This window comes from Rhodanobacter sp. Root179 (assembly GCF_001428465.1).
GTDB lineage: Bacteria > Pseudomonadota > Gammaproteobacteria > Xanthomonadales > Rhodanobacteraceae > Rhodanobacter.
In genome coordinates this window covers 1-19,794 of sequence record NZ_LMHR01000085.1, presented here as the reverse complement: position 1 = coordinate 19,794, position 19,794 = coordinate 1, and the positions used below count along the sequence as shown (strand labels likewise).

Sequence of the window (19,794 nt, the reverse complement as noted above, 5' to 3'; positions counted from 1 at the left end):
ACCTTCGCCGGAACCCGATCGACATGAGCCATCCTCGCTGGGACACCTTGCTGATCAACGCGACGCTGGCCACGTTCGCGGGTGAGGCGCCGTACGGACTGATCGAACACGGGGCGATCGCGATGCATCACGGCCGCATCGCCTGGCTCGGCCGGATGGACGAGCTGCCCGGCGAACCCGCCACGCTGGCCGACACGCTCCGCTCGCTGGATGGCGCGCTGGTCACGCCGGGACTGATCGACTGCCATACCCACCTGGTCTTCGGCGGCGATCGCGCCCACGAGTTCGACCTGCGCCTGAACGGCGCCAGCTACGAGGAGATCGCCCGTGCCGGCGGCGGCATCGCCTCCAGCGTCACCGCCACCCGCGCCGCCAGCGAGGAACAGCTGCTGGCGCAATCGCTGCCGCGCGCCCGCGCCTTGCTGGCCGATGGCGTGACCACGCTGGAGATCAAGTCAGGCTACGGGCTGGACCTGGACAGCGAGCGACGCATGCTGCGCGTGGCGCGCCGGATCGGGCGCGAACTGGGCATCGGCGTGCGCACCAGCTTCCTGGGCCTGCACGCGCTGCCGCCGGAGTACAAGGATCGACGCGACGACTACGTGGCCCTGGCCTGCGACGAGATGCTGCCCGCGCTGGCCGCCGAGGGCCTGGTCGACGCGGTGGACGCGTTCTGCGAAGGCATCGGTTTCAGCCGCGAGGAAACCCGCCGCGTGTTCGAACGGGCGAAGCAGCTCGGCCTGCCGGTGAAGCTGCATGCCGAACAGCTTTCCGACCTGGATGGCGCGGCCCTGGTCGCCGAGTACGGCGGCCTGTCGGCCGATCACCTGGAACACCTCGGCGACAACGGCATCCGCGCGATGGCCGCGGCCGGCACCGTGGCGGTGCTGCTGCCGGGTGCGTTCTACGCGCTGCGCGAAACGAAACTGCCGCCGATCGAGCGGCTGCGCGAGCACGCCGTGCCGATCGCGATCGCCACCGACTGCAACCCCGGCACCTCGCCGCTGCTGTCGCTGCGCCTGGCCGCCGGCATGGCCTGCACGCTGTTCCGCCTGACGCCGGAAGAGGCGTTGCGCGGCGTCACGGTGCATGCGGCGCGTGCGCTGGGCCTGCACGATCGCGGCACGCTGGCGGTCGGTCAGCGCGCCGACCTGGCGGTGTGGCAGGCGAAGCAGCCGGCGGAACTGTGCTACTGGATCGGCGGGCAGCTGCTGCGCGGGCTGTGGATCGGCGGCGAATCAGTACCGGCGTAGCGCCGCCTCGACGCGGGTGGTTAACGCGTCGAAGAACGCCAGCGGCAACTGCGCCCGCACCGGCACCCGGAACCAGTCCGGGTGGGCGAAGCCGGCGCACTTCACCGCGTCCTTGTCGGTCATCAGCAGCGGCAGCTCGTCACCGAAGGCGAGATCGCCCGGGACAAACGCATGGTGGTCGGCAAACGGGTGTCCGATCACCTCGATGCCCGCGTCGCGCAGGCTGTCGAAGAATCGCTGCGGGTTGCCGATCGCGGCGACGGCATGCACGCGCTGGCCACGGAAGGTCGCCAGCGACTGCCGCCGCCCATCGGCCAGGGCGACGACGTCGCCCCCGTGCAACTGCATCGGATATTCGCCGGGCTCGGCGGCGCCACCATTGCATACGCGCAGGTCGACACGCTGCAGGCGGCTGACCGGTTCGCGCAAGGGACCGGCCGGCAGCGGGCGGCGATTGCCGAAACGACGCACGCCGTCGATCACGCAGATCTCCACGTCGCGCGCCAGCCGGTAGTGCTGCAAGCCGTCATCGGCGAGCACCACGTCGCAGCCGGCATCCAGCAGCAACTGCGCCGCCGCGGGACGATCGCGCCCGACCGCCACCGGCACGCCGCTGGCGTGGATCAGGCAGGGTTCGTCGCCGACCCGGGCCGGGTCGGGCGCAGCGCCGAGCAGCAGCGGTTCGCGCTGGGTTCCGCCATGGCCGCGGCTGACCACGCCGGGACGATGGCCGCGCTCGCGCAGGGCTTCGACCACGGCGATCGTCAACGGCGTCTTGCCGGTGCCGCCCACGCTGAGGTTGCCGATCACCACCACCGGCGCGGCCAGTCGCACGCTGCGCAGCACGCCGCGACGGAACAGCAGGCCGCGGGTGCGGGTGACGGCGCCGTACAGCAGCGCCAGCGGCGCCGTCCACCACGGCGCCGGGGCGCCGCGATACCAGGCTGATTCGAGCGTGTCGATCAGCGCCACGGCCGCTCCTCAGTCGCCGGCCTGGTCGGCCGCATGGTCATGGAACTGCATGCGATGCAGCGCGGCGTACTGGCCGTCCAGCGCGATCAGTTCGGCATGCCTGCCCCGCTCGATGATGCGGCCCTGATCCATCACCGCGATCTGGTCGGCGCCTTCGACGGTGGACAGGCGGTGGGCGATCACCAGGGTGGTGCGGTCGCGCATCAGCCTCTGCAAGGCCTGCTGGATCAGCTGTTCGGATTCGGTGTCGAGCGCGCTGGTGGCTTCGTCCAGCACCAGGATCGGCGCGTTCTTGAGGATGGCGCGGGCGATCGCGATGCGCTGGCGCTGGCCGCCGGACAGCGTGTTGCCGCTCTGCCCGATGCGGGTGTGGATGCCGTCGGGCAGGCGCGCGATGAATTCCATCGCGTTGGCCGCCTCGGCCGCCGCGACGATGTCGGCCTCGCTGGCGCCGGCCAGTTCGCCGTAGGCGATGTTGTTGGCCACGGTGTCGTCGAACAGCACCACGCTCTGGCCGACCCAGGCGATCTGCCGACGCAGCGAGGGCAGCGTGTATTCCTGGTAGTCCGCGTCATCGAGCACGATGCGCCCCGCACCCGGCTCGTAGAAGCGCGGCAGCAGGCTGACCAGGCTGCTCTTGCCGCTGCCCGAACGGCCGACCAGGGCGGTGACCGTGCCCGGCGCGCAGGCCAGGTCGACGCCACGCAAGGCTTCGTAATCGCTGTTCGGATAGGTCAGCCGCACGCCCTCGAAACGCAGGTCGCCACGGGTGCGCGCCAGCTCGCGCGTGCCGTGGTCGACTTCGGGCGGCAGGTCCATGACCTCGAACAGGTCCTCCGCCGCCGACAGGCCGCGCTGGATGTTTGCCTGCACCTGGGTCAGCCGCTTCAGCGAGGGCATCATCGCGCCCATCGCGGTCAGCACCGCAATGAACACGCCCGAGGAGATATGGTCGATCACGCCCGGCCGGGTACCCAGAAAGACCAGTGCCGCCAGCGCGAACGCCGCGACGGTCTGGATCGCCGTGCTGGACATCGCGCTGGTCGCGGCGATCTTCAGGTTCAAACGGCGGGCCTGGTGGGTGACCTGGTCGAAGCGCGCGGCCTCGTGCTGCTGGCCACCGTAGATGCGCACTTCACGATGCGCACCGACCGATTCCTCCACCGTGCCGGTCACCGAACCCATCATGCCCTGGATGCGCCGGCTGATCAGCCGGTAGCGCCGGCTGACCACGGTGGCGATCAGCACGATCGGTGGAATCATCACCAGCAAAGTCAGCGTGAGGTAGGCGCTGTTGTGCAGCATCACGTAGAACATGCCGATCACGGTGACGCCTTCGGTCACCGCCACCTTCACCGCATCGGTCGAGGCCGAGGCCACCTGTTCGCTGGTGTAGGTGATGCGCGAGATCTGCTGGCCCGACGGTTCGCGGCCGAAGAAGGTTGCCGGCAGCCGCAGGTAGGAAGCGAACACGTCGTGCTGCATCGCCTGCACGATGTTGCGTCCGATGTAGGCAATGCCGTAATTGCTGACGAAGGTGCCCAGGCCACGGATGCCGAAGATCGCGATGATCCAGATCGGCATCCAGAAGATCAGGTACGGGTCCTTGTTGAGGAACAGGTCGTCGAACATCGGCCTGAGCAGGTTGGTGAACATCGCCAACCCGCCACCGTCCACCGCCATGCCGAGGATCGCCACCAGGCCCACCGCCCAGTAGCGCCGGGTATAGCCGAGCAGCCGCGCGTAGACGCGCCGGCTTTCGGCATCCCACACCCCGCCCTTGCGCTTGCTCACTGCGCCGCGCCCGGCTTGGTCGGCGTGGTGGCGATCGACAGCCGGGTGAAGCCGAGCTGGCCCAGCGCGTCCATCGCGGTGACCACGTTCTGGTTCGGCGTCATCGCATCGGCACGGATCGTCACCGGGCGGTCGCGGTCGTCACCGGCGTTGCGCGCGATGGTCTGCTTCAGCGCCTCGATGCCCTCGCCCATCACCTCGTCGCTGCCCACGAAGAAGCGGCCATCGCGGTCGATCATGATGGTCAGCACCTGGGTGTTCAGGTCGCGATCCTGGGCGCTGGCCTGCGGCAGGGTCACCTGCATGCGCGAGTGCTGGATGAAGGTGCTGGTGAGCACGAAGAACATCAACAGGGTCAGCAGCACGTCGATCAACGGAATCACGTTGATCTCGAAGTCGTCGCCCCGGCGGTCGTTGCTGATACGCATCGGTATGCGCTCAGCCTGCGCCTGGCGCGGTCGGCGCCGGCGTCCGGCGCGGTCGTGCCGCCGCGCTGGCCGCGGCCGTGGCGGCCGCCGGCGACAGGGTCAGCTCGTCCAACAGGGCGGTGGCCTGCTTTTCCATCTCCACGCAGTAACCGGCCACGCGCGAACGGAAATAGCGATGCAGCACATAGGCGGGAATCGCCACGGTCAGGCCCGAGGCGGTGCAGATCAGCGCCTCGCCGATGCCGCCGGCCATCTTCGCCGGATCGCCGATGCCGCCGGCCATCACCTCCATGAACATGCGGATCAGGCCGATCACCGTGCCGAACAGGCCCAGCAGCGGGCCGATCAGGGCGATCGTGCCCAGCGTGTTGAGGTAGCGCTCCATCCGGTGGATGACGTGCCGGCCGGTGTCCTCGATGCGTTCCTTGATGATCTCGCGCGGCTGCCGGCGCACGGTCAGCGCGGCGGCCAGCAATTCGCCCAGCGGCGAGCCGCTGGCCAGCGTGTCCAGGTGCTTGGGATCGAGTTGACCCGAGCGTGCCCACTGGCGCACTTCGTCGCCCAGGCCGGGCGGCAACACGGATTGCCGGCGCAGCGTCCAGCAACGTTCCAGCACGATCGCCAGGGCGATCGCCGAACAGATCAGGATGGGCACCATCGCCCAGCCGCCAGCCATCAGAATTTCCAGCACTTTTCGACCCCAACATGCGACCTGACAGGAAGCGCGCATGATAGCAGTCTGGCCCGGCCGTACTGCGGCGGGTGTGGCATTCCTCACTCGCGCCAGTAACGCGGCTGCCGCTGGCGCCAGCCGGCTTCGCGCCGTGGCGGGGCATCGACCGGGAAATCCAGCGCGATGGCGCCCTGCACCGCGGTATTGAACATCGGCACCCCGGCTGCCGCGTAGCGCGCCAGCACTTCGGGCTTCGGATGACCGAAGCGGTTGCGCCAGCCGGCCGACACGATCGCCACCGACGGCTGCACCGCGGCGATGAAGCCCGCGCCGGACGAGGTCTTGCTGCCATGGTGCGGCACCAGCAGCACGACAGGCGGCCCCGTTCCGAGACTCGTCGCCACCGAGGGCTCCACCGCGGAACTGATGTCGCCGCTGAGCAGCAACCGGCCGGAGCGGTTCTCCACCAACAGCACGCAGGAACTGTCGTTGTCGCGGTCAGCCGCACCCGCCGGCGGATTCAGCACGCGGAAGCGCACGCCATCCCAAGTCCACGCCTGGCCGGCCACGCACTGGCGCATCGGCAGCCGCATCCGCGCCGGTTCGCCTGCGTAGCGCGGTGCGCCCGGAAACGCCTCGGCAACGACCCGGGCGCCGCCGGCGTGGTCGTTGTCGCCGTGACTGATCATCAGCAGGTCGAGCCGGCCCACGCCCAGCGCATGCAACGCGGGGAGCACCACCGCTTCGCCGAGGTCGAAGCCCGACGGATAGCGTGCGCCGGCGTCGTAGACCAGCACGTGGTCGTGCGTGCGCAGCAACACCGACAGGCCCTGTCCCACGTCGAGCACCCACGCCTGGAACGCGCCTTCCGGCGGCGTGGACAGCGGTGGCCGCAGCAAGGGCAGGAACAGCAGCAGGCCCAGCCAGCGCAGCGGCATCCCCCGCGGCATGAACAGCCACAGCGCGCCCAGCACCGCGAGCAGCAGCGCCCAGGGCTGTACGGTGGGCAGATACCAGTGCGCACCCGGCCAGGTCGCCATCTGCTCCAGCAGCCACCATTGCGCGTGGGCCATCCGCGCGGCCAGCCACAACACCGGTCCGGCCAGCGGCGGGCACAGGCCCAGCATCAGCATGCCGCCCAGCGCGCACGGCACGATCACGAAGCTGACCAGCGGCACCGCGATCAGGTTCGACAAGGCGCCGACCAGCGAAGCCTGGCCGAAGAACCACATCGTCAGCGGCAGCAGGCCCACCGTCATCACCAGCTGCCCGGCGGTCAGCTCGTGCAGGAAGGCGCGCAGGCCGCGCCCGCGCGATTGCAGGCACAGCATCAGGAAGCCCACGCCGACGAAGGACAGCCAGAATCCCGCCGCGAGCACCGCCAGCGGGTCGAACAGCAGGATCGCGATCATCGCCAGCGCCAGCGACTGGGCTCCGCCGCTGCCGCGCCGGCTGCAACGCGCCAGCGTCACCACGGCGATCATCAGCAGAGTGCGCACCGTCGGCAGGCCGAAGCCGGCCAGCGCGCTGTAGATCGTCGCCACCAGCAAGGCCGCGGCCGCCTGGGCCAGCGGCCGCGGCAGACGCAAACCCAGCCCCGGCCACAACGCGTACGACAGCCATGCCAGCCCCACGCCGAACACCGCGGCCACGCCGACATGGAAGCCGGAAATCGCGATCAGGTGCGAGACCCCGTTGGCGCGCGCCACCGCCCAGTCCTGCGGCTGCAGGCCGCGGGTGTCGCCCACGGTGAATGCCTGCAGCAAGGCGGCATCGTGGTGGTCGCCGACGCGTACGGCGATGCCGCGGGCGACCGCATCGCGGATCGCGTTGACGCACCAGCGCCGCCCGCCGAGCGAGCGGTTGTCCGGGTCGTCCCGCACGTAGCCGGTGGCGACGATGCCGCGCTCCAGCGCGGAACGTTCGCTGTCGGCCGCCCCGGGGTCCAGCAGGCCGCGAGGCCGCTTCAGTCGCAGCAGCAGATGCCAGCGCGAACATGGCTGCAGCGGTGGTGCATCCTGGTACCAGGACACGCTGATCCGCCCATGCAGCGCGACGGGCTTTCCATCGAGGCTGGCCTGCTCCACGCGCAGGCTGAAACGACTGGCATCGGGATGGCTCAGCGGCAAATCGGCGATGCTGCCGACCACGACCAGGTCGACCCCTTCCAGCGCGCGCGGCAGCCGCGCATCCATTGCCGCCGCACCATGCCACGCCGCCCACGCCGCGCCGAACAGCAGGCAGGCCAGCCAGCGCCAGCGTGGCCAGCGCCAGGCGAGCAGGACGATCACCGGCACCAGACACGGCAGCCACCCGCGCGGCGGCAGTCGCGGCAACCATTGCACCAGCAGGACCCCGAGCAGCAGGGCCAGCGCCGCGGTGATCGCCGTCAGTCGCCCCATGCCGCGCGCCCCGTTCCATCCTGGAAGAAGCCGAGACTAGCGCGGCGGAAGCGGCGGCGCAGATGAAATGCGTGTAGGTTTTCGCCGGGACGTCAGTCCCGTGGAGCTTCCTGCAGCCTGCCGTTGTGCAGCACCAGGGTGCGATCCATCTTCGCGGCCAGATGCGGATCGTGGGTGACCAGCACGAAGCTGGTGCCGATCTCCCGATTGAGTTCCAGCATCAATTCGTAGACCTGCGCCGCATTGGCCTCGTCGAGGTTGCCGGTGGGTTCGTCGCCCAGCACGCAGGCCGGCCGGGTCACCAGCGCCCGGGCCACCGCGCAGCGCTGGCGCTCGCCGCCGGACAGTTCGGACGGCTTGTGATGCGTGCGTCCGCCGAGGCCGACCCGCTCCAGCAGCACCATCGCCTGCTTTTCCGCTTCGGCGATCGCGGTGCCGCGGATCAGCAGCGGCATGCACACGTTCTCCAGCGCGGTGAACTCGGGCAGCAGGTGGTGGAACTGGTAGATGAAACCCAGCGAACGGTTGCGCACGCGGCCGCGCTCGGCGTCGGACAATTTCGACAGCACGCGGCCGTCCACTTCCACCTCGCCGGCGGTCAGCGTGTCGAGCCCGCCGATGATGTGCAGCAGCGTGCTCTTGCCCGAGCCGGAGGCGCCGACGATCGCCATGGTCTGCCCGCGTTTCAGGCTGAAGCTGACGTCGCTCAGCACGTCGGTGCGAAGGCCGCCTTCGGCATAGGTCTTGGCCACGCCGGTGGCGCGCAGCACGTTTTCGGTCTTCTCGGTCATGACGGTCTTATTCATAGCGCAGCGCCTGCGCCGGCTGCGTGCGCGAGGCGCGCCACGCGGGATAGAGGGTGGCCAGCAGCGAGAACGCGAACGTCAGCAGCGCGGTCCAGCCCACGTCGTGCCAGTCGAGCCGGCTCGGTACTTCGCTGATGTAGTAGACGTCCGGCGACAGGAAGGTGACGTGGAAGGTGTGCTCGATCCACTTGATGATGCCGGGCAGCTTCCACGACAGCAGCGAGCCGAAGCCCACGCCGAAACCGATGCCCACGAAACCCACCAGCACGCCCTGCACCATGAACATGCCCATGATGCTGCGCGGCGTGGCGCCCAGCGTGCGCAGGATCGCGATGTCGGCCTGCTTGTCGGTGACCAGCATCATCAGCATCGAGATCAGGTTGATCACCGCCACCAGGATGATCAGCGACAGGATGATGAACATCACCATCTTTTCCATTGACAGCGCGGCGAACAGGTTCGCGTTGGTATCCATCCAGGTCTGCACCCGGTAGACCTGGCCCAGCTGGTCGGCCAGCTCGGTGGCCACCGGGCGCGCATTGAACAAGTCGTCCAGGCGCAGGCGGATGCCGGTCGGACCGCTCAGTTCGCCGAGCTTCTCCGCATCGCTCATGTTGATCAGCGCCAGGCCGGAGTCGAACTGCTCCATGCCGACCTCGAACGTGCCGACCACGTGGAACGCGCGCATGCGCGGCATGCTGCCCATCGGCGTGGCGCGCAACTGGTTCACCGCCATGGTCACCCGATCGCCCACGCCCACGCCCAGCGTCATCGCCAGTTCGCGTCCCAACACGATGTTCCAACTGCCCGGAGTCAGCTCACTGAGCTTGCCTTCCAGCATGTGCTTGCCGATGTCGACGACCTTCGGCTCCTGCGCCGGCTCGATGCCGCGCACCAGCGCCGGGCCGGAACGGCGGGCCAGCAGCATCGCCTCGGTCTCCACGTAGGGGGCCGCGCCCAGCACATGCGGGTTGGCCTCGGCGATCTGCAGCGCGCGCGGCCATTCCTGCACGCTCTCGCCCACGCCGGAAACCGTGGCGTGCGAAATCGCCCCGAGGATGCGCGAGCGCATCTGGTAGTCGAAGCCGTTCATCACCGACATCACCGTGATCAGCGCGATCACGCTGATCGCGATGCACACGATCGACACGGTGGAGATGAAGGAGATGAACTGGTTGCGCCGCTTGGCGCGGGTGTAGCGCAGGCCGATGAAGAGTTCTAGCGGTCGGAACATGGGCGGGTCGCTTGTGGGGAGTCGCAGGGCGGGCCGCCCGGTCATCCATTATCAGGTATTCGCTCGGACCCTGCCGCACGGCGGAAGTTGCGGTTCAGTCACAGGCGGGGCAAGGCGTCGGCAGCCTGGATCGTGGCCAGCCGCATGCGCAGCCGGCGACGGGTGTCCGCGTCGCTGTTGTCCGTGGCGATCAGCAGCATCTGCGTCCCGTGCCCGTCGGTGCGCAGGCGCAGCAGGATCATTTCGCCGAGCACCCGGAACGAACTCAGCGTGGCCGGCACGTCCTCGTGATCGTGCAGGCGCAAAGTCCATGCCTGGTCGGCACTCCAGCCCGCCGCCGCCACGGGACCGCTGGCCAGGCGTCGCAGCACGAGAGCCGTCGACAGCAGCACGATCGCCGCCAGCAGCAGCTTCGACCACCACGGAATCATGCACAGCAGCGTGGCCAGCAGCGCGGCCCCGGCGACCAGGATCAGCGCCGCCCGCAGCAGCCGCGAAGGTCGGTATTCAAAGCCGATGGCGGGCGCGGATGTCATCGATGATCGCCTGCCAGTCCGCGCGCTCGGGGCGGGCATGGCCCATCACCCAGTCCCACAGGTCGGGGTCCTGCACGTCGAGCAACTGGTCGAACGCCTGCCGCTGCGCTTCGTCCGCGCCGGCGAAGCATTCGTCCAGCCAGCCGCCGAACAGCGCGTCCAGCTCGCGCGTGCCGCGGCGGGCGCGCCAGCGCAGGCGCTTGATGCGGGCTTCATCCATCACGGGGCTCGGTCGTTTCCATGAATGCGCAGTGTAGCCGTTGCGCCAGAACGCGACAGGCCGCACGCGGCGGCCTGTCGTCGTGAACGATGCGCGGCGCGATCAGGCCGAACGCCGTTCCACCATCAGCTTCTTGATCTCGGCGATCGCCTTGGCTGGGTTGAGGCCCTTCGGGCAGGTGCGCGTGCAGTTCATGATGGTGTGGCAGCGGTACAGCTTGAACGGGTCTTCCAGGTCGTCCAGCCGCTCGCCGGTGACTTCGTCGCGACTGTCGACGATCCAGCGGTACGCCTGCAGCAGGATCGCCGGGCCAAGGTACTTGTCGCCGTTCCACCAGTAGCTCGGGCAGCTGGTCGAGCAGCACGCGCACAGGATGCATTCATACAGGCCGTCGAGCTTCTTGCGCTCTTCCGGCGACTGCAGGCGCTCGCGATCCGGCGCCGGGCTCTGCGTGCGCAGCCACGGCTTGATCGAGGCGAACTGGGCGTAGAAGTGGGTCAGGTCCGGGATCAGGTCCTTCACCACCGGCATGTGCGGCAGCGGGTAGATCTTCACGTCGCCCGCATCGCATTCGCCGATCGCCTTGGTGCAGGCCAGCGTGTTGGTGCCGTCGATGTTCATCGCGCACGAACCGCAGATGCCTTCGCGACAGGAGCGACGCAGGGTCAGCGTGGGATCGATCTCGTTCTTGATCTTCAGCAGCGCGTCCAGAACCATCGGACCGCAGGCGGCCAGGTCGACCTCGTAGGTATCGATGCGCGGGTTCTGCCCGTCATCCGGCGACCAGCGATAGATGCGGAAAGTGCGCGGCTTCTTCGCATCCTTGGCCGGGTAATGCTTGCCCGGCTGGATCTTCGAATTCTTCGGTAGCGAAAACTCTGCCATGTGCTGAACCCTTCGACTTTCTGCAGGAGGGCTTGCGCCCCGACCGTACAACCAATGATGTCCATGCCACGAGGCGGCCGCAGCCGCCTGGCGGCATCAGTAAACGCGTTTCGCCGGCGGCACGGCCTTGACCTCGTCGGTCATCGGATTCATGTGCACGGGGCGGGAATCGAACCGCGGCTTGCCCGTCTCGTCGACCCACGCCAGGGTGTGCTTCATCCAGTTGACGTCGTCGCGCTCGGGGAAGTCCTCGCGCGCATGGCCACCGCGGCTTTCCTCGCGCTGCGCGGCGCCGTACATCGTGGCGACCGCCTGATCCAGCAGGTTGGCCAGCTCCAGCGTCTCGATCAGGTCGGAGTTCCACACCAGCGAACGATCGCTGACGCGCACGTCCTTGAACGAGTCGCGCACGGCGGAGATCTTTTCGCAGCCTTCCTTCAGCGTCTTGCCGGTGCGGAACACCGCCGCGTCGCTCTGCATGGTGCGCTGCATCTCCAGCCGGATCTGCGCGGTCGGCTTGCTGCCGTTCGCGTTGCGCAGGCCGTCGAAACGCTCCAGCGCCTTGTCCAGCACGTTGGCTGGAAGATCCTTGTGCGCGGTTTCCGGCTTGATCAGCTCGGCGCAGCGATGCGCCACGGCGCGACCGAACACCACCAGGTCGAGCAGCGAATTGGAGCCCAGGCGGTTCGCGCCATGCACCGACACGCAGGCCGCTTCGCCGATCGCGAACAGGCCCGGCACCACCGCGTCGACATCGTCGCCGCGCTTCTGCACGACTTCGCCGTGATAGTTGGTCGGGATGCCGCCCATGTTGTAGTGCACGGTCGGGATGACCGGGATCGGCTCCTTGGTCACGTCGACGCCGGCGAAGATGCGCGCCGATTCGGCAATGCCCGGCAGGCGCTCGTGGATCACCTCGGGGCCGAGGTGCATCAGGTTGATGAAGATGTGGTCCTTGTGCTCGCCGACGCCGCGACCTTCGCGGATCTCCAGCGTCATCGCGCGGCTGACCACGTCGCGCGAGGCCAGGTCCTTCGCGCTGGGCGCATAGCGCTCCATGAAGCGCTCGCCCTCGGAGTTGGTGAGGTAACCGCCTTCGCCACGCACGCCTTCGGTGATCAGGCAGCCGGCGCCGTAGATGCCGGTGGGATGGAACTGCACGAACTCCATGTCCTGCAGGGCGAGGCCCGCGCGCAGCACCATGCCGCCGCCGTCGCCGGTGCAGGTATGGGCCGAGGTGGCGCTGAAGTAGGCGCGACCATAACCGCCGGTGGCCATCACCACGGCATGGCCGCGGAAGAAATGCAGGGTGCCCTCGTTCATGTCGAGCGCGAGCACGCCACGGCAGACGCCTTCCGCGTCGAAGATCAGGTCGATCGCGAAGTATTCGATGAAGAACGTGGCGTCATGCGCCAGCGCCTGCTGGTACAGCGTGTGCAGGATCGCGTGGCCGGTGCGGTCGGCCGCGGCGCAGGTGCGCTGCGCGGTGCCCTTGCCGTAATGCGTGGTCATGCCGCCGAACGGGCGCTGGTAGATCTTGCCTTCGTCGGTGCGCGAAAACGGCACGCCGTAGTGTTCCAGCTCGATGATCGAGGGGATCGCCTCGCGGCACATGTACTCGATCGCGTCCTGGTCGCCGAGCCAGTCGGAACCCTTGACGGTGTCGTAGAAATGGAAGCGCCAGTCGTCCTCGCCCATGTTGCCCAGCGCGGCGGAGATGCCGCCCTGCGCCGCCACGGTGTGCGAGCGGGTCGGGAAGACCTTGGTGATGCAGGCGGCCTTGAGCCCCTTCTCGGCCAGGCCGAAGGTGGCGCGCAGACCGGCGCCGCCGGCGCCGACCACGATCACGTCATACAGGTGCTGCTGGATCTTGTAGCTTTCCATGAAACCTTTTCCTCGCGTCTTATGGGGTCAGCGCAATGCGCAGCACGGCCAGCACGCCAGCCAGCGCGCCCAGCACCGCGAGGAACCTGATCGCCACCATCAGGACCACTTCCTTCCAGCGGGTATGCACGTAATCCTCGATCACCACCTGCAGACCGAGCACGGCATGCCAGAACATGGTGAGCACGAAAGCGATCAGCAGCAGTGCATTCCACGGCTTGGCCACGGTGGCGCGGGCGGTGGCGTAATCGGCGTGCAGCAGGCACAGCACGGTGACCACGAACCACAGGCCCAGCAGCACCAACGCCACCGCGGTAACCCGCTGGGTCCACCAGTGCTCCACGCCGGACTGGGCGGAACCCAGGCCGCGAGCCGTCTTCAACGGGTTGCGCCGATCCTTCACGGCGACATCCTTCGCACTCATGCCGCACCCCCGGCCATCAACACGTAAGCCCACACCACGACCGTCAGCACGATGCTGCCGATGACCGACAGCCAGCTGGAACGCACGAACTGGGGAATCGAATAACCGAGGCCGGCGTCCTGCAGCAGGTGCCGGATGCCGTTGCAAAGATGATAGAAAAGCGACCAGCTCCAGCCCAGCATCAGGATCATGCCGAGCGGGCTGCCCAGCACACCCTTGAAGTGGTTGAAGCTTTCCTCACCAGTGGCCAGGTGCATCAGGCCGCAGACGACGAGCAGGCTGCCGACGGCCAGCGCGATGCCGGTGGCGCGGTGCGTGATGGAGGTCATCATCTGCACCTGCTTCTTGTAGATCTGCAGGTGCGGTGAGAGCGGTCGTTGCGTATCTGCCATGGCGGCTATCCTGTGTGGAATCGCTGATGTCCATGCCGCCTCTGTCCTGCCCCTTGCACGACGGCGACGAGCGCCGGCGCGAACGTTCAGAAGTCGATGCAGCGTCCGTTCTTTTCCCAGTCACCATAACGCGTGGGATCGGGAACCGCGCGCTCCGTGGAATCCTTTTCCGATGGCTTACCCGCAGGCACGGCAGTCGTTTCCGCAGGAACGGAAGCAGGATGGGATTCGGCGGGAGTCGTGGTATTGGACATGGTTTTTGTAAGCCGACAAAGGTTAATACTTGCGGCAGTGCAGTACAACCATGCAGGCTCGTGCCATGGCGTCCGCGCCCTTGTGTCTGCAGCCCTCCGTCCCCAACTCCGCCATTCCCATGAACCTGCCCCTGCCCGCCGAAACATTGTTGCTCGAAGGTGCCGACGCGCCTGCATTCGCGCACGCCCAGTTCAGCAGCGCCGTGAAATCGCTGACGGTCGATCGATGGCAATTCAGCGCCTGGCTCGATCCACGAGGACGCGTGCTGACGCTCTTTCATCTGGCGCGTCTCGCCGATGATCGCTACCTGCTGCTGTTGCGTGGCGGCAGCGCCGCGGTGATGGCCGAGGCGCTGCGCCGTTTCGTGTTCCGTTCGAAAGTGCGCATCACCGCATTGCCACCGCGGCATCTCGCCAGCGGACCTGCGCTGGCGCAGGGATCGCTGGTGACCGGACCGACCGGCGATGACGACGGCGATGTTTCGTTCGGTTGCGACTCGCACAGCCTGCGCATCACCAGCGTCGGCGACGACGCCTGGCGATTGCCGCAATTGCGCGACGGCTGGCCGTGGTTGCCGGAATCGTGCCTGGGCGAACTGTTGCCGCCGGCAATCTCGCTGCAACGCCTGCAGGCCGTGGTGGTCGACAAGGGTTGCTATCCCGGCCAGGAAATCGTGGCGCGCCTGCATTTTCGTGGCGGCCACAAGCGACACCTGCATCGCGTCACATTGTCGCAAGCTGCAAATGCGGGCGACGTGCTGCGAAAGGAAGAGCGCGACATCGGGCGCGTGCTTGACGTGATTGCAACCGACGGGACGTTCGAGGCACTCGCGATATTGAATGACGAACTTGTCGCCGAAGCGAACGACGGGAACACGCTGATCCTCGACGACGATGTCGCAATGACCCTGCTTTCGTCGTGGCCGTCGTAAACACAATAGTTCGTGATAACAACGAGATTCGCGATGGCACTTGTCAACCCATCGTGAGTGCCGGTTAAACTTCGGCACCCCGGCACTTGCCAGCGGCGATTTCCGCCACTAGGCTCCGCCGATCGAATATCGCGGCACCCGTAACACGGGGTGTCGATTGACGCGACGAACCGGATGAATTCCGAATCGGCGCGACCCGGCAGCCACATCGCCGGATGGAACAACGCCTCGCAGCCAACGAGTGCGTACAAGTCGCAGGCAATACGGCCCATAGCGCCGCGCAACGCCCGACCGAAACCAGTCCCCCGAACGGCCTGACCGTCGTTCGACCGCCACAATCCCGTGGCAAAGCGCCATGGCCACAAGTTTCGGCCATGACGACAGATCCAGGTGGAACGGCCTGCCCGCCCGTCCACCGCAACGGCACGTGAAGCTGCTTCTGCTTCGCGCGTACAGCACGCTGGAGGCAGAACATGAAACTTTCCATGCTGTTGTGGCTGACCACGTTGATGCCACAACCCGTCGCCGATCAGGCCTGTCTGGCCACCACGGTGTATCTCGAAGCACGCAGCGAGCCGATCAATGGCCAGCTGGCGGTCGCCGAAGTGGCGCTGCGCCGTCGCGATCGCGGTCGCTGGGGCGACACCGTCTGCAAGGTGGTGACGGCACCGCACCAGTTCGCCACGACGACCACGCCGGGCTCGTTCGAGATCACCAACCTCGAAGCGTTCAACAAGGCATGGCAGATCGCCGGCATGTCGCTGCACAACTGGCAATTGCCCGTGGCAGAACGTCGCATGGTGGTTCCGCGCGCCGATCACTTCGCCACCACCGCCATCTCGCCCGCGTGGTCGCACAATCGCCCCAGCGTGACGATCGGCGAACACGCCTTCTACGCGGTGAATTGAACCGCAAATACATTCCGACAAGAAAAAGGCCCTCTTTCGAGGGCCTTTTTATTTGGACGTCCAGACGTCCAAATATCAAACTACGCGATATGCATCAGCGCGCGTAGACGTGGTCGCCACGCACCTCGACATAGTCGCCATTGCGAACGCCGGGGTTCTCGCGCTGGGTGACCGTGGCGTACTGGCCATTGTCCAGTCGAACCACGACGCGCCAGGCGACATCGCTGCCGCTGTTGCGCTTGCCTACCTGGTTGCCGACCACGCCACCGGCGACCGCGCCGGCAACGGTGGCGGCCTTGCGACCGTCACCCTTGCCCACCTGGTTGCCCAGCACGCCACCGGCAACCGCGCCGATGATCGCTCCCAGCGTGCCGCCGTTGCCGCTGCTGCCATCCGTATAGACCTGCTGCACTTCCTGCACCACGCCGCAAGACTGGCAACGGACGTTGCGGTTGCCGTAGCTGCCTTGCTGCGACTGATAGCCGCCGTTATAGCCGCCGTTGTTGCCGTAGGGCGTCGTGGCGCAGCCGGCCAGGGCCAGCCCGCCGGTCATTGCCGCAACGAGTGCCAACTTGCTGGTGAGTGCATTCATGGGTCAGTTCCTTGTTACGGGGAGGGAGAGGGGTTTCAGTGGGCGTCCGACACGGCGGTGACACCTTCCTGCACCTGCACGCGGTCGCCCGGATCGTGATCCATGCGCACGGTACGGGTCACGCCGTTGTACTCGTAGCGCACGTCGTAGCCGACAATCTTGGTGGTGCTGTTGTTCACGGTCTCGCACTTGCGCTCGACCGTCGAGGTCACCTGCCCATGCTGCTTGCTGGCCTGGATGCGGTTGCCGGCATAACCGCCACCGACGGCACCGGCCACAGTTGCCAGGGTCTTGCCCTTGCCGCCGCCCACCTGGTTGCCGACCAACCCGCCCACCACCGCGCCGATCGCGGTGCCGGCAATGCGGTGCTCATCCTTCGGGGGAGCGGTGTGCGTTACGGTTTCGTCGTGACAGACCTGCTTGGGGTTGTTCACCGTGGAGCGCACCGGATCGACGCTGACGACCTTGGCATACTTCACGGCGGCGCCGCCGGCATCCGTGCTGCCGGCGTCGGCCGCACCGTTGGAGACGCCCGCGTCGGCGTTGCGATTGCAGGCGGAAATGCCGGTCGCCAGTACCGCAGCGATCGCGATATTGAGCACGTTGATCGTCAATCTGTTCATAACAACCTCTCCTCTGTTTTGTTTTGTTTTGTGGCTGGCTGCATTGCCGGGTGCGAGCGCAATAACATGCGAGTTCATTGAACCTTGCTCCAACTGAATCGGAGTTAGCTCGGTCCGGCTACATTATCTTCACGCCATCACGACATTTCTCTCGGCCACGACACGAAAATCGACCATGCGCAAGATCGCCGACAGCCACGTCCATCTCAATGACTCCGCTTTCCGGGACGACGGCGACCAGGTGATTGCACGGGCACTCGAGGCTGGCGTGGACACCATGGTCGTGCCGTCCGTGGATGCCGCCAGCTGGCCGGTTATCGGCGAGCTTTGCGGTCGTCATCCTGCATTGCATCCGGCGTGGGGTCTCCACCCGGTATTCCTGTCGAATCATGTTCCCGCAAATGTGCAGGCGCTGTCTTCGCTGCTGAACGACAGCAGACCGGTGGCGGTCGGCGAGATCGGGCTGGACTTCCATCGCGAGGACCTGGACGCGGACATGCAGCGCGAGTACTTCCTGCGCCAGCTGGAACTGGCACGCGAACACGAACTCCCGGTGATCGTGCACGCCCGCAACGCGCTGGAGGAAGTCATCCTCACCCTGCGGCGCCAGGGCGGGTTGCGTGGCGTGGTGCACAGCTTTTCCGGCAGCGAGCAGCAGGCCCGCCAACTGTGGGACATGGGTTTTCACCTGGGCATCGGCGGCCCGGTGACCTACGAACGCGCGCAGCGACTGCGCCGCATCGTGGCGGGCATGCCGCTCGAATTCCTGCTGCTGGAAAGCGACGCGCCGGACCAGCCGGATGCCTTCCACCGCGGTGAGCGCAACGAGCCGGCCCGGGTGGTCGAGGTCTTGCGCTGCGTGGCCAGCCTGCGCGAGGAATCGGAACAGCATGTCGCCGACCTGACACGCGCCAACACCCGGCGCCTGTTTGGCATCCACTGACGGATACTTGCAGGCGTAGGCCACCTGCTGATATTTTACTTCACTGGTGAAATATGAATCAGTGAAATGGCGCAACTGAAGCAGTGCATCGCGATGATGGACGAGGGCATCGGGCGAGTGAGCGGGATCATTCCGCAAATGCCTGCGGCCGAGGCACGCCTGTGCCGCCTGATGCTGATGCTTGGGCAGGACATCGAGGAGGAACTCGAGTCCGAGCTGAAGCCGAACAGGCTCAATCACAGCGAATTTCTCACCCTGATGATCCTGTACAGCCGCCCCGACGGGATTTCCACGCCCGGCGAGCTGTGCGATTACACCAACCAGGGCGCGACCAACATGACCCGCATCGGCAACGCGCTGGTCAAGCGCGGCCTGATCAGCCGCGGCGCCGGCGCCAGCGACCGGCGCAAGGTGGTGATCCGCATCACCGCGGCAGGCCGGCGGCTGGTGCAGAAAATGCTGCCGCCGATGTTCCCCCGCCTTGCCAACATGTTCGCCGGCTTCAGCGCCACCGACAAACGTCAACTTGACCGTCTGCTGCGCAAACTGGCCGGCAACCTCGACCAACTGGGCGAAAGCCGCCACCCATGAAGGAAACCCCGATGAAGCATGCCCCGCATTGCGGTCGCACCGTGCTTGTCGCCGCCATCGTGCTGATGCTGGCCGGCTGTGCCCGCGCCCCGGCCAAGCTGGACACGCCCGCGCTGCGCGACGAGGCGCCCCTGGCCGGCCTGCAGACGGCCGTTCGCCCCGGCTGGCCCAGCGCCGAATGGTGGCGGCAGTACAACGATCCGCAACTGGACGACCTGATGAGTCGCGCGATGCAGCAGTCGCCGGACCTGGCGCTGGCACGCAGCCGCGTGGAGAACGCCGAACAGTCGGCGAAGCTCGCGGCGGCCCAACTCGGCCTGTCGGTCAACGGCAGCGCGCAGGTGTCGCGCACGCGGATGAGCGACCACGGCCTGATTCCCAGCAAGTTCCTGGGCTTCAGCTGGTACAACCAGGCCGATCTCGGCGTGCAGCTGGAATACGATTTCGACTGGTGGGGCAAGAAGCGCGCCACCATGGAAGCCGCGCTGGACCAGGCGCGCGCCGCCCAGGCCCAGCGCAGCGCCGCCGCGCTGGCGATCCAGTACGCCGTGGCCGACACCTACTTTGGCTGGCAGGCCGACCAGGCGCGGTTGCAGCTGGCCGACCGCCTGCTGGCCACGCAACAGCAGTTCGCCCACATCGCCGATCTGCGCGTGAAACAGGGCGTGGACCTGCCCGACGAGGCGCAGAAGGCCCGTGCGCAGTTGGCGGCGGTGCGCGAGATGCGGGTGGCACTGGACGGCTCGGCGAAGATCCGTCGCGTGGCGCTGGCTTCCCTGCTCGGCGTGGCGCCGGCCGAGCTGCCGGAGCTGCACGCCAGCCCGCTGCCCGTGATCAACGGCGGCGTACCGGCGGATGCCAGCCTGGACCTGCTGGCCCGTCGCCCTGACATCGCGGCCAGCCGCTGGCAGGTCGAGGCGGCACTGAAGCAGACCGATGCGGCCCGTGCCCAGTTCTTTCCCGACTTCAGCATCAAGGCGCTGGCCGGCCTGTCCAGCATCGACATGGGCAAGTTGCTCACTGCGGGCAGTCGCACCTTCGCGGTGAC

At 67.2% G+C, this 19,794-nt stretch carries 22 protein-coding genes; 6 read left to right on the top strand and 16 right to left on the bottom strand.

From position 1 onward, the window contains the following. The first annotated feature begins 23 nt into the window (after positions 1-23). On the top strand, positions 24-1,253 hold the full coding sequence (hutI, locus tag ASD82_RS13255) for an imidazolonepropionase (RefSeq protein ID WP_056718301.1): 1,230 nt from the start codon (positions 24-26) through the stop codon (positions 1,251-1,253). On the opposite strand, the gene lpxK is transcribed toward hutI, so the two are convergent. The 14 genes from lpxK to ASD82_RS17430 all read right to left on the bottom strand — a co-directional run bounded on the left by lpxK (position 1,239) and on the right by ASD82_RS17430 (position 14,157). After that, a complete protein-coding gene (gene lpxK / locus ASD82_RS13250) occupies positions 1,239-2,225 on the bottom strand; it encodes a tetraacyldisaccharide 4'-kinase (protein WP_056718300.1) in 987 nt (328 codons plus the stop codon). The two genes, hutI and lpxK, sit on opposite strands and share 15 nt — an antisense overlap. A 9-nt stretch (positions 2,226-2,234) precedes the next feature. Continuing rightward, on the bottom strand, positions 2,235-4,019 hold the full coding sequence (gene msbA / locus ASD82_RS13245; protein ID WP_056718299.1) for a lipid A export permease/ATP-binding protein MsbA: 1,785 nt from the start codon (positions 4,017-4,019) through the stop codon (positions 2,235-2,237). Beyond that, positions 4,016-4,447, bottom strand: coding sequence for a biopolymer transporter ExbD (locus ASD82_RS13240; RefSeq protein WP_007808031.1), 432 nt, complete (start codon positions 4,445-4,447; stop codon positions 4,016-4,018). Before ASD82_RS13240 ends, msbA begins: the two co-directional genes overlap by 4 nt. 10 nt (positions 4,448-4,457) lie before the next feature. Then, the gene (locus ASD82_RS13235; RefSeq protein ID WP_007808032.1) at positions 4,458-5,123 is read right to left on the bottom strand and encodes a MotA/TolQ/ExbB proton channel family protein; all 666 of its coding nucleotides are present in this window, start codon (positions 5,121-5,123) and stop codon (positions 4,458-4,460) included. 98 nt (positions 5,124-5,221) lie between these two features. Further along, positions 5,222-7,522, bottom strand: a complete 2,301-nt coding sequence (locus ASD82_RS13230; protein WP_056718298.1) for a DNA internalization-related competence protein ComEC/Rec2 — start codon at positions 7,520-7,522, stop codon at positions 5,222-5,224. Positions 7,523-7,614: 92 nt separating this feature from the next. Next, the gene (gene lolD / locus ASD82_RS13225; protein WP_056718297.1) at positions 7,615-8,313 is read right to left on the bottom strand and encodes a lipoprotein-releasing ABC transporter ATP-binding protein LolD; all 699 of its coding nucleotides are present in this window, start codon (positions 8,311-8,313) and stop codon (positions 7,615-7,617) included. A 7-nt stretch (positions 8,314-8,320) separates the two neighbouring features. Further along, positions 8,321-9,562 (bottom strand): lipoprotein-releasing ABC transporter permease subunit, encoded by a 1,242-nt coding sequence (locus ASD82_RS13220; protein WP_056718296.1) that lies wholly within the window; start codon positions 9,560-9,562, stop codon positions 8,321-8,323. Between the two features lie 98 nt (positions 9,563-9,660). After that, positions 9,661-10,098, bottom strand: a complete 438-nt coding sequence (locus tag ASD82_RS13215; protein ID WP_056718295.1) for a protein YgfX — start codon at positions 10,096-10,098, stop codon at positions 9,661-9,663. Beyond that, complete coding sequence (locus ASD82_RS13210; RefSeq protein WP_056718294.1) at positions 10,070-10,318, bottom strand: succinate dehydrogenase assembly factor 2; 249 nt, start codon at positions 10,316-10,318, stop codon at positions 10,070-10,072. Before ASD82_RS13210 ends, ASD82_RS13215 begins: the two co-directional genes overlap by 29 nt. 102 nt (positions 10,319-10,420) lie before the next feature. Beyond that, positions 10,421-11,203: a succinate dehydrogenase iron-sulfur subunit gene (locus ASD82_RS13205; protein WP_056718293.1), complete on the bottom strand. Its 783-nt coding sequence runs from the start codon at positions 11,201-11,203 to the stop codon at positions 10,421-10,423. A gap of 96 nt (positions 11,204-11,299) precedes the next feature. Further along, positions 11,300-13,087 carry a succinate dehydrogenase flavoprotein subunit gene (gene sdhA / locus ASD82_RS13200; RefSeq protein WP_056718292.1) on the bottom strand — a complete coding sequence of 596 codons (1,788 nt, stop codon included), beginning with the start codon at positions 13,085-13,087 and terminating at the stop codon, positions 11,300-11,302. Between the two features lie 19 nt (positions 13,088-13,106). Next, positions 13,107-13,511 carry a succinate dehydrogenase, hydrophobic membrane anchor protein gene (gene sdhD, locus ASD82_RS13195; protein WP_040673274.1) on the bottom strand — a complete coding sequence of 135 codons (405 nt, stop codon included), beginning with the start codon at positions 13,509-13,511 and terminating at the stop codon, positions 13,107-13,109. Then, positions 13,508-13,903, bottom strand: a complete 396-nt coding sequence (gene sdhC, locus ASD82_RS13190) for a succinate dehydrogenase, cytochrome b556 subunit (RefSeq protein WP_056718291.1) — start codon at positions 13,901-13,903, stop codon at positions 13,508-13,510. Before sdhC ends, sdhD begins: the two co-directional genes overlap by 4 nt. 86 nt (positions 13,904-13,989) lie before the next feature. Next, a complete protein-coding gene (locus ASD82_RS17430) occupies positions 13,990-14,157 on the bottom strand; it encodes a DUF1674 domain-containing protein (RefSeq protein WP_007808051.1) in 168 nt (55 codons plus the stop codon). A 119-nt stretch (positions 14,158-14,276) separates the two neighbouring features. On the opposite strand from ASD82_RS17430, the gene ASD82_RS13185 reads away from it, so the two are divergent. Beyond that, positions 14,277-15,089 (top strand): folate-binding protein YgfZ, encoded by an 813-nt coding sequence (locus tag ASD82_RS13185; protein ID WP_056718290.1) that lies wholly within the window; start codon positions 14,277-14,279, stop codon positions 15,087-15,089. Between the two features lie 473 nt (positions 15,090-15,562). Then, positions 15,563-15,997, top strand: a complete 435-nt coding sequence (locus ASD82_RS13180) for a cell wall hydrolase (protein ID WP_056718289.1) — start codon at positions 15,563-15,565, stop codon at positions 15,995-15,997. Positions 15,998-16,091: 94 nt separating this feature from the next. On the opposite strand, the gene ASD82_RS13175 is transcribed toward ASD82_RS13180, so the two are convergent. Both ASD82_RS13175 and ASD82_RS13170 read right to left on the bottom strand, forming a co-directional pair. Continuing rightward, positions 16,092-16,589, bottom strand: a complete 498-nt coding sequence (locus ASD82_RS13175) for a glycine zipper 2TM domain-containing protein (RefSeq protein WP_056718288.1) — start codon at positions 16,587-16,589, stop codon at positions 16,092-16,094. Between the two features lie 35 nt (positions 16,590-16,624). Then, complete coding sequence (locus tag ASD82_RS13170) at positions 16,625-17,212, bottom strand: glycine zipper 2TM domain-containing protein (protein ID WP_056718287.1); 588 nt, start codon at positions 17,210-17,212, stop codon at positions 16,625-16,627. Positions 17,213-17,387: 175 nt separating this feature from the next. Here ASD82_RS13170 and ASD82_RS13165 point away from each other — a divergent pair, with 175 nt between their 5' ends. From ASD82_RS13165 to ASD82_RS13155, 3 genes are all read left to right on the top strand, one after another. Then, a complete protein-coding gene (locus ASD82_RS13165; protein WP_056718286.1) occupies positions 17,388-18,155 on the top strand; it encodes a TatD family hydrolase in 768 nt (255 codons plus the stop codon). Positions 18,156-18,221: 66 nt separating this feature from the next. Beyond that, positions 18,222-18,746, top strand: a complete 525-nt coding sequence (locus tag ASD82_RS13160; RefSeq protein WP_056718285.1) for a MarR family transcriptional regulator — start codon at positions 18,222-18,224, stop codon at positions 18,744-18,746. 11 nt (positions 18,747-18,757) lie between these two features. After that, the coding region (locus ASD82_RS13155) for an efflux transporter outer membrane subunit (RefSeq protein ID WP_056718284.1) at positions 18,758-19,794 on the top strand (1,037 nt) is incomplete at its 3' end.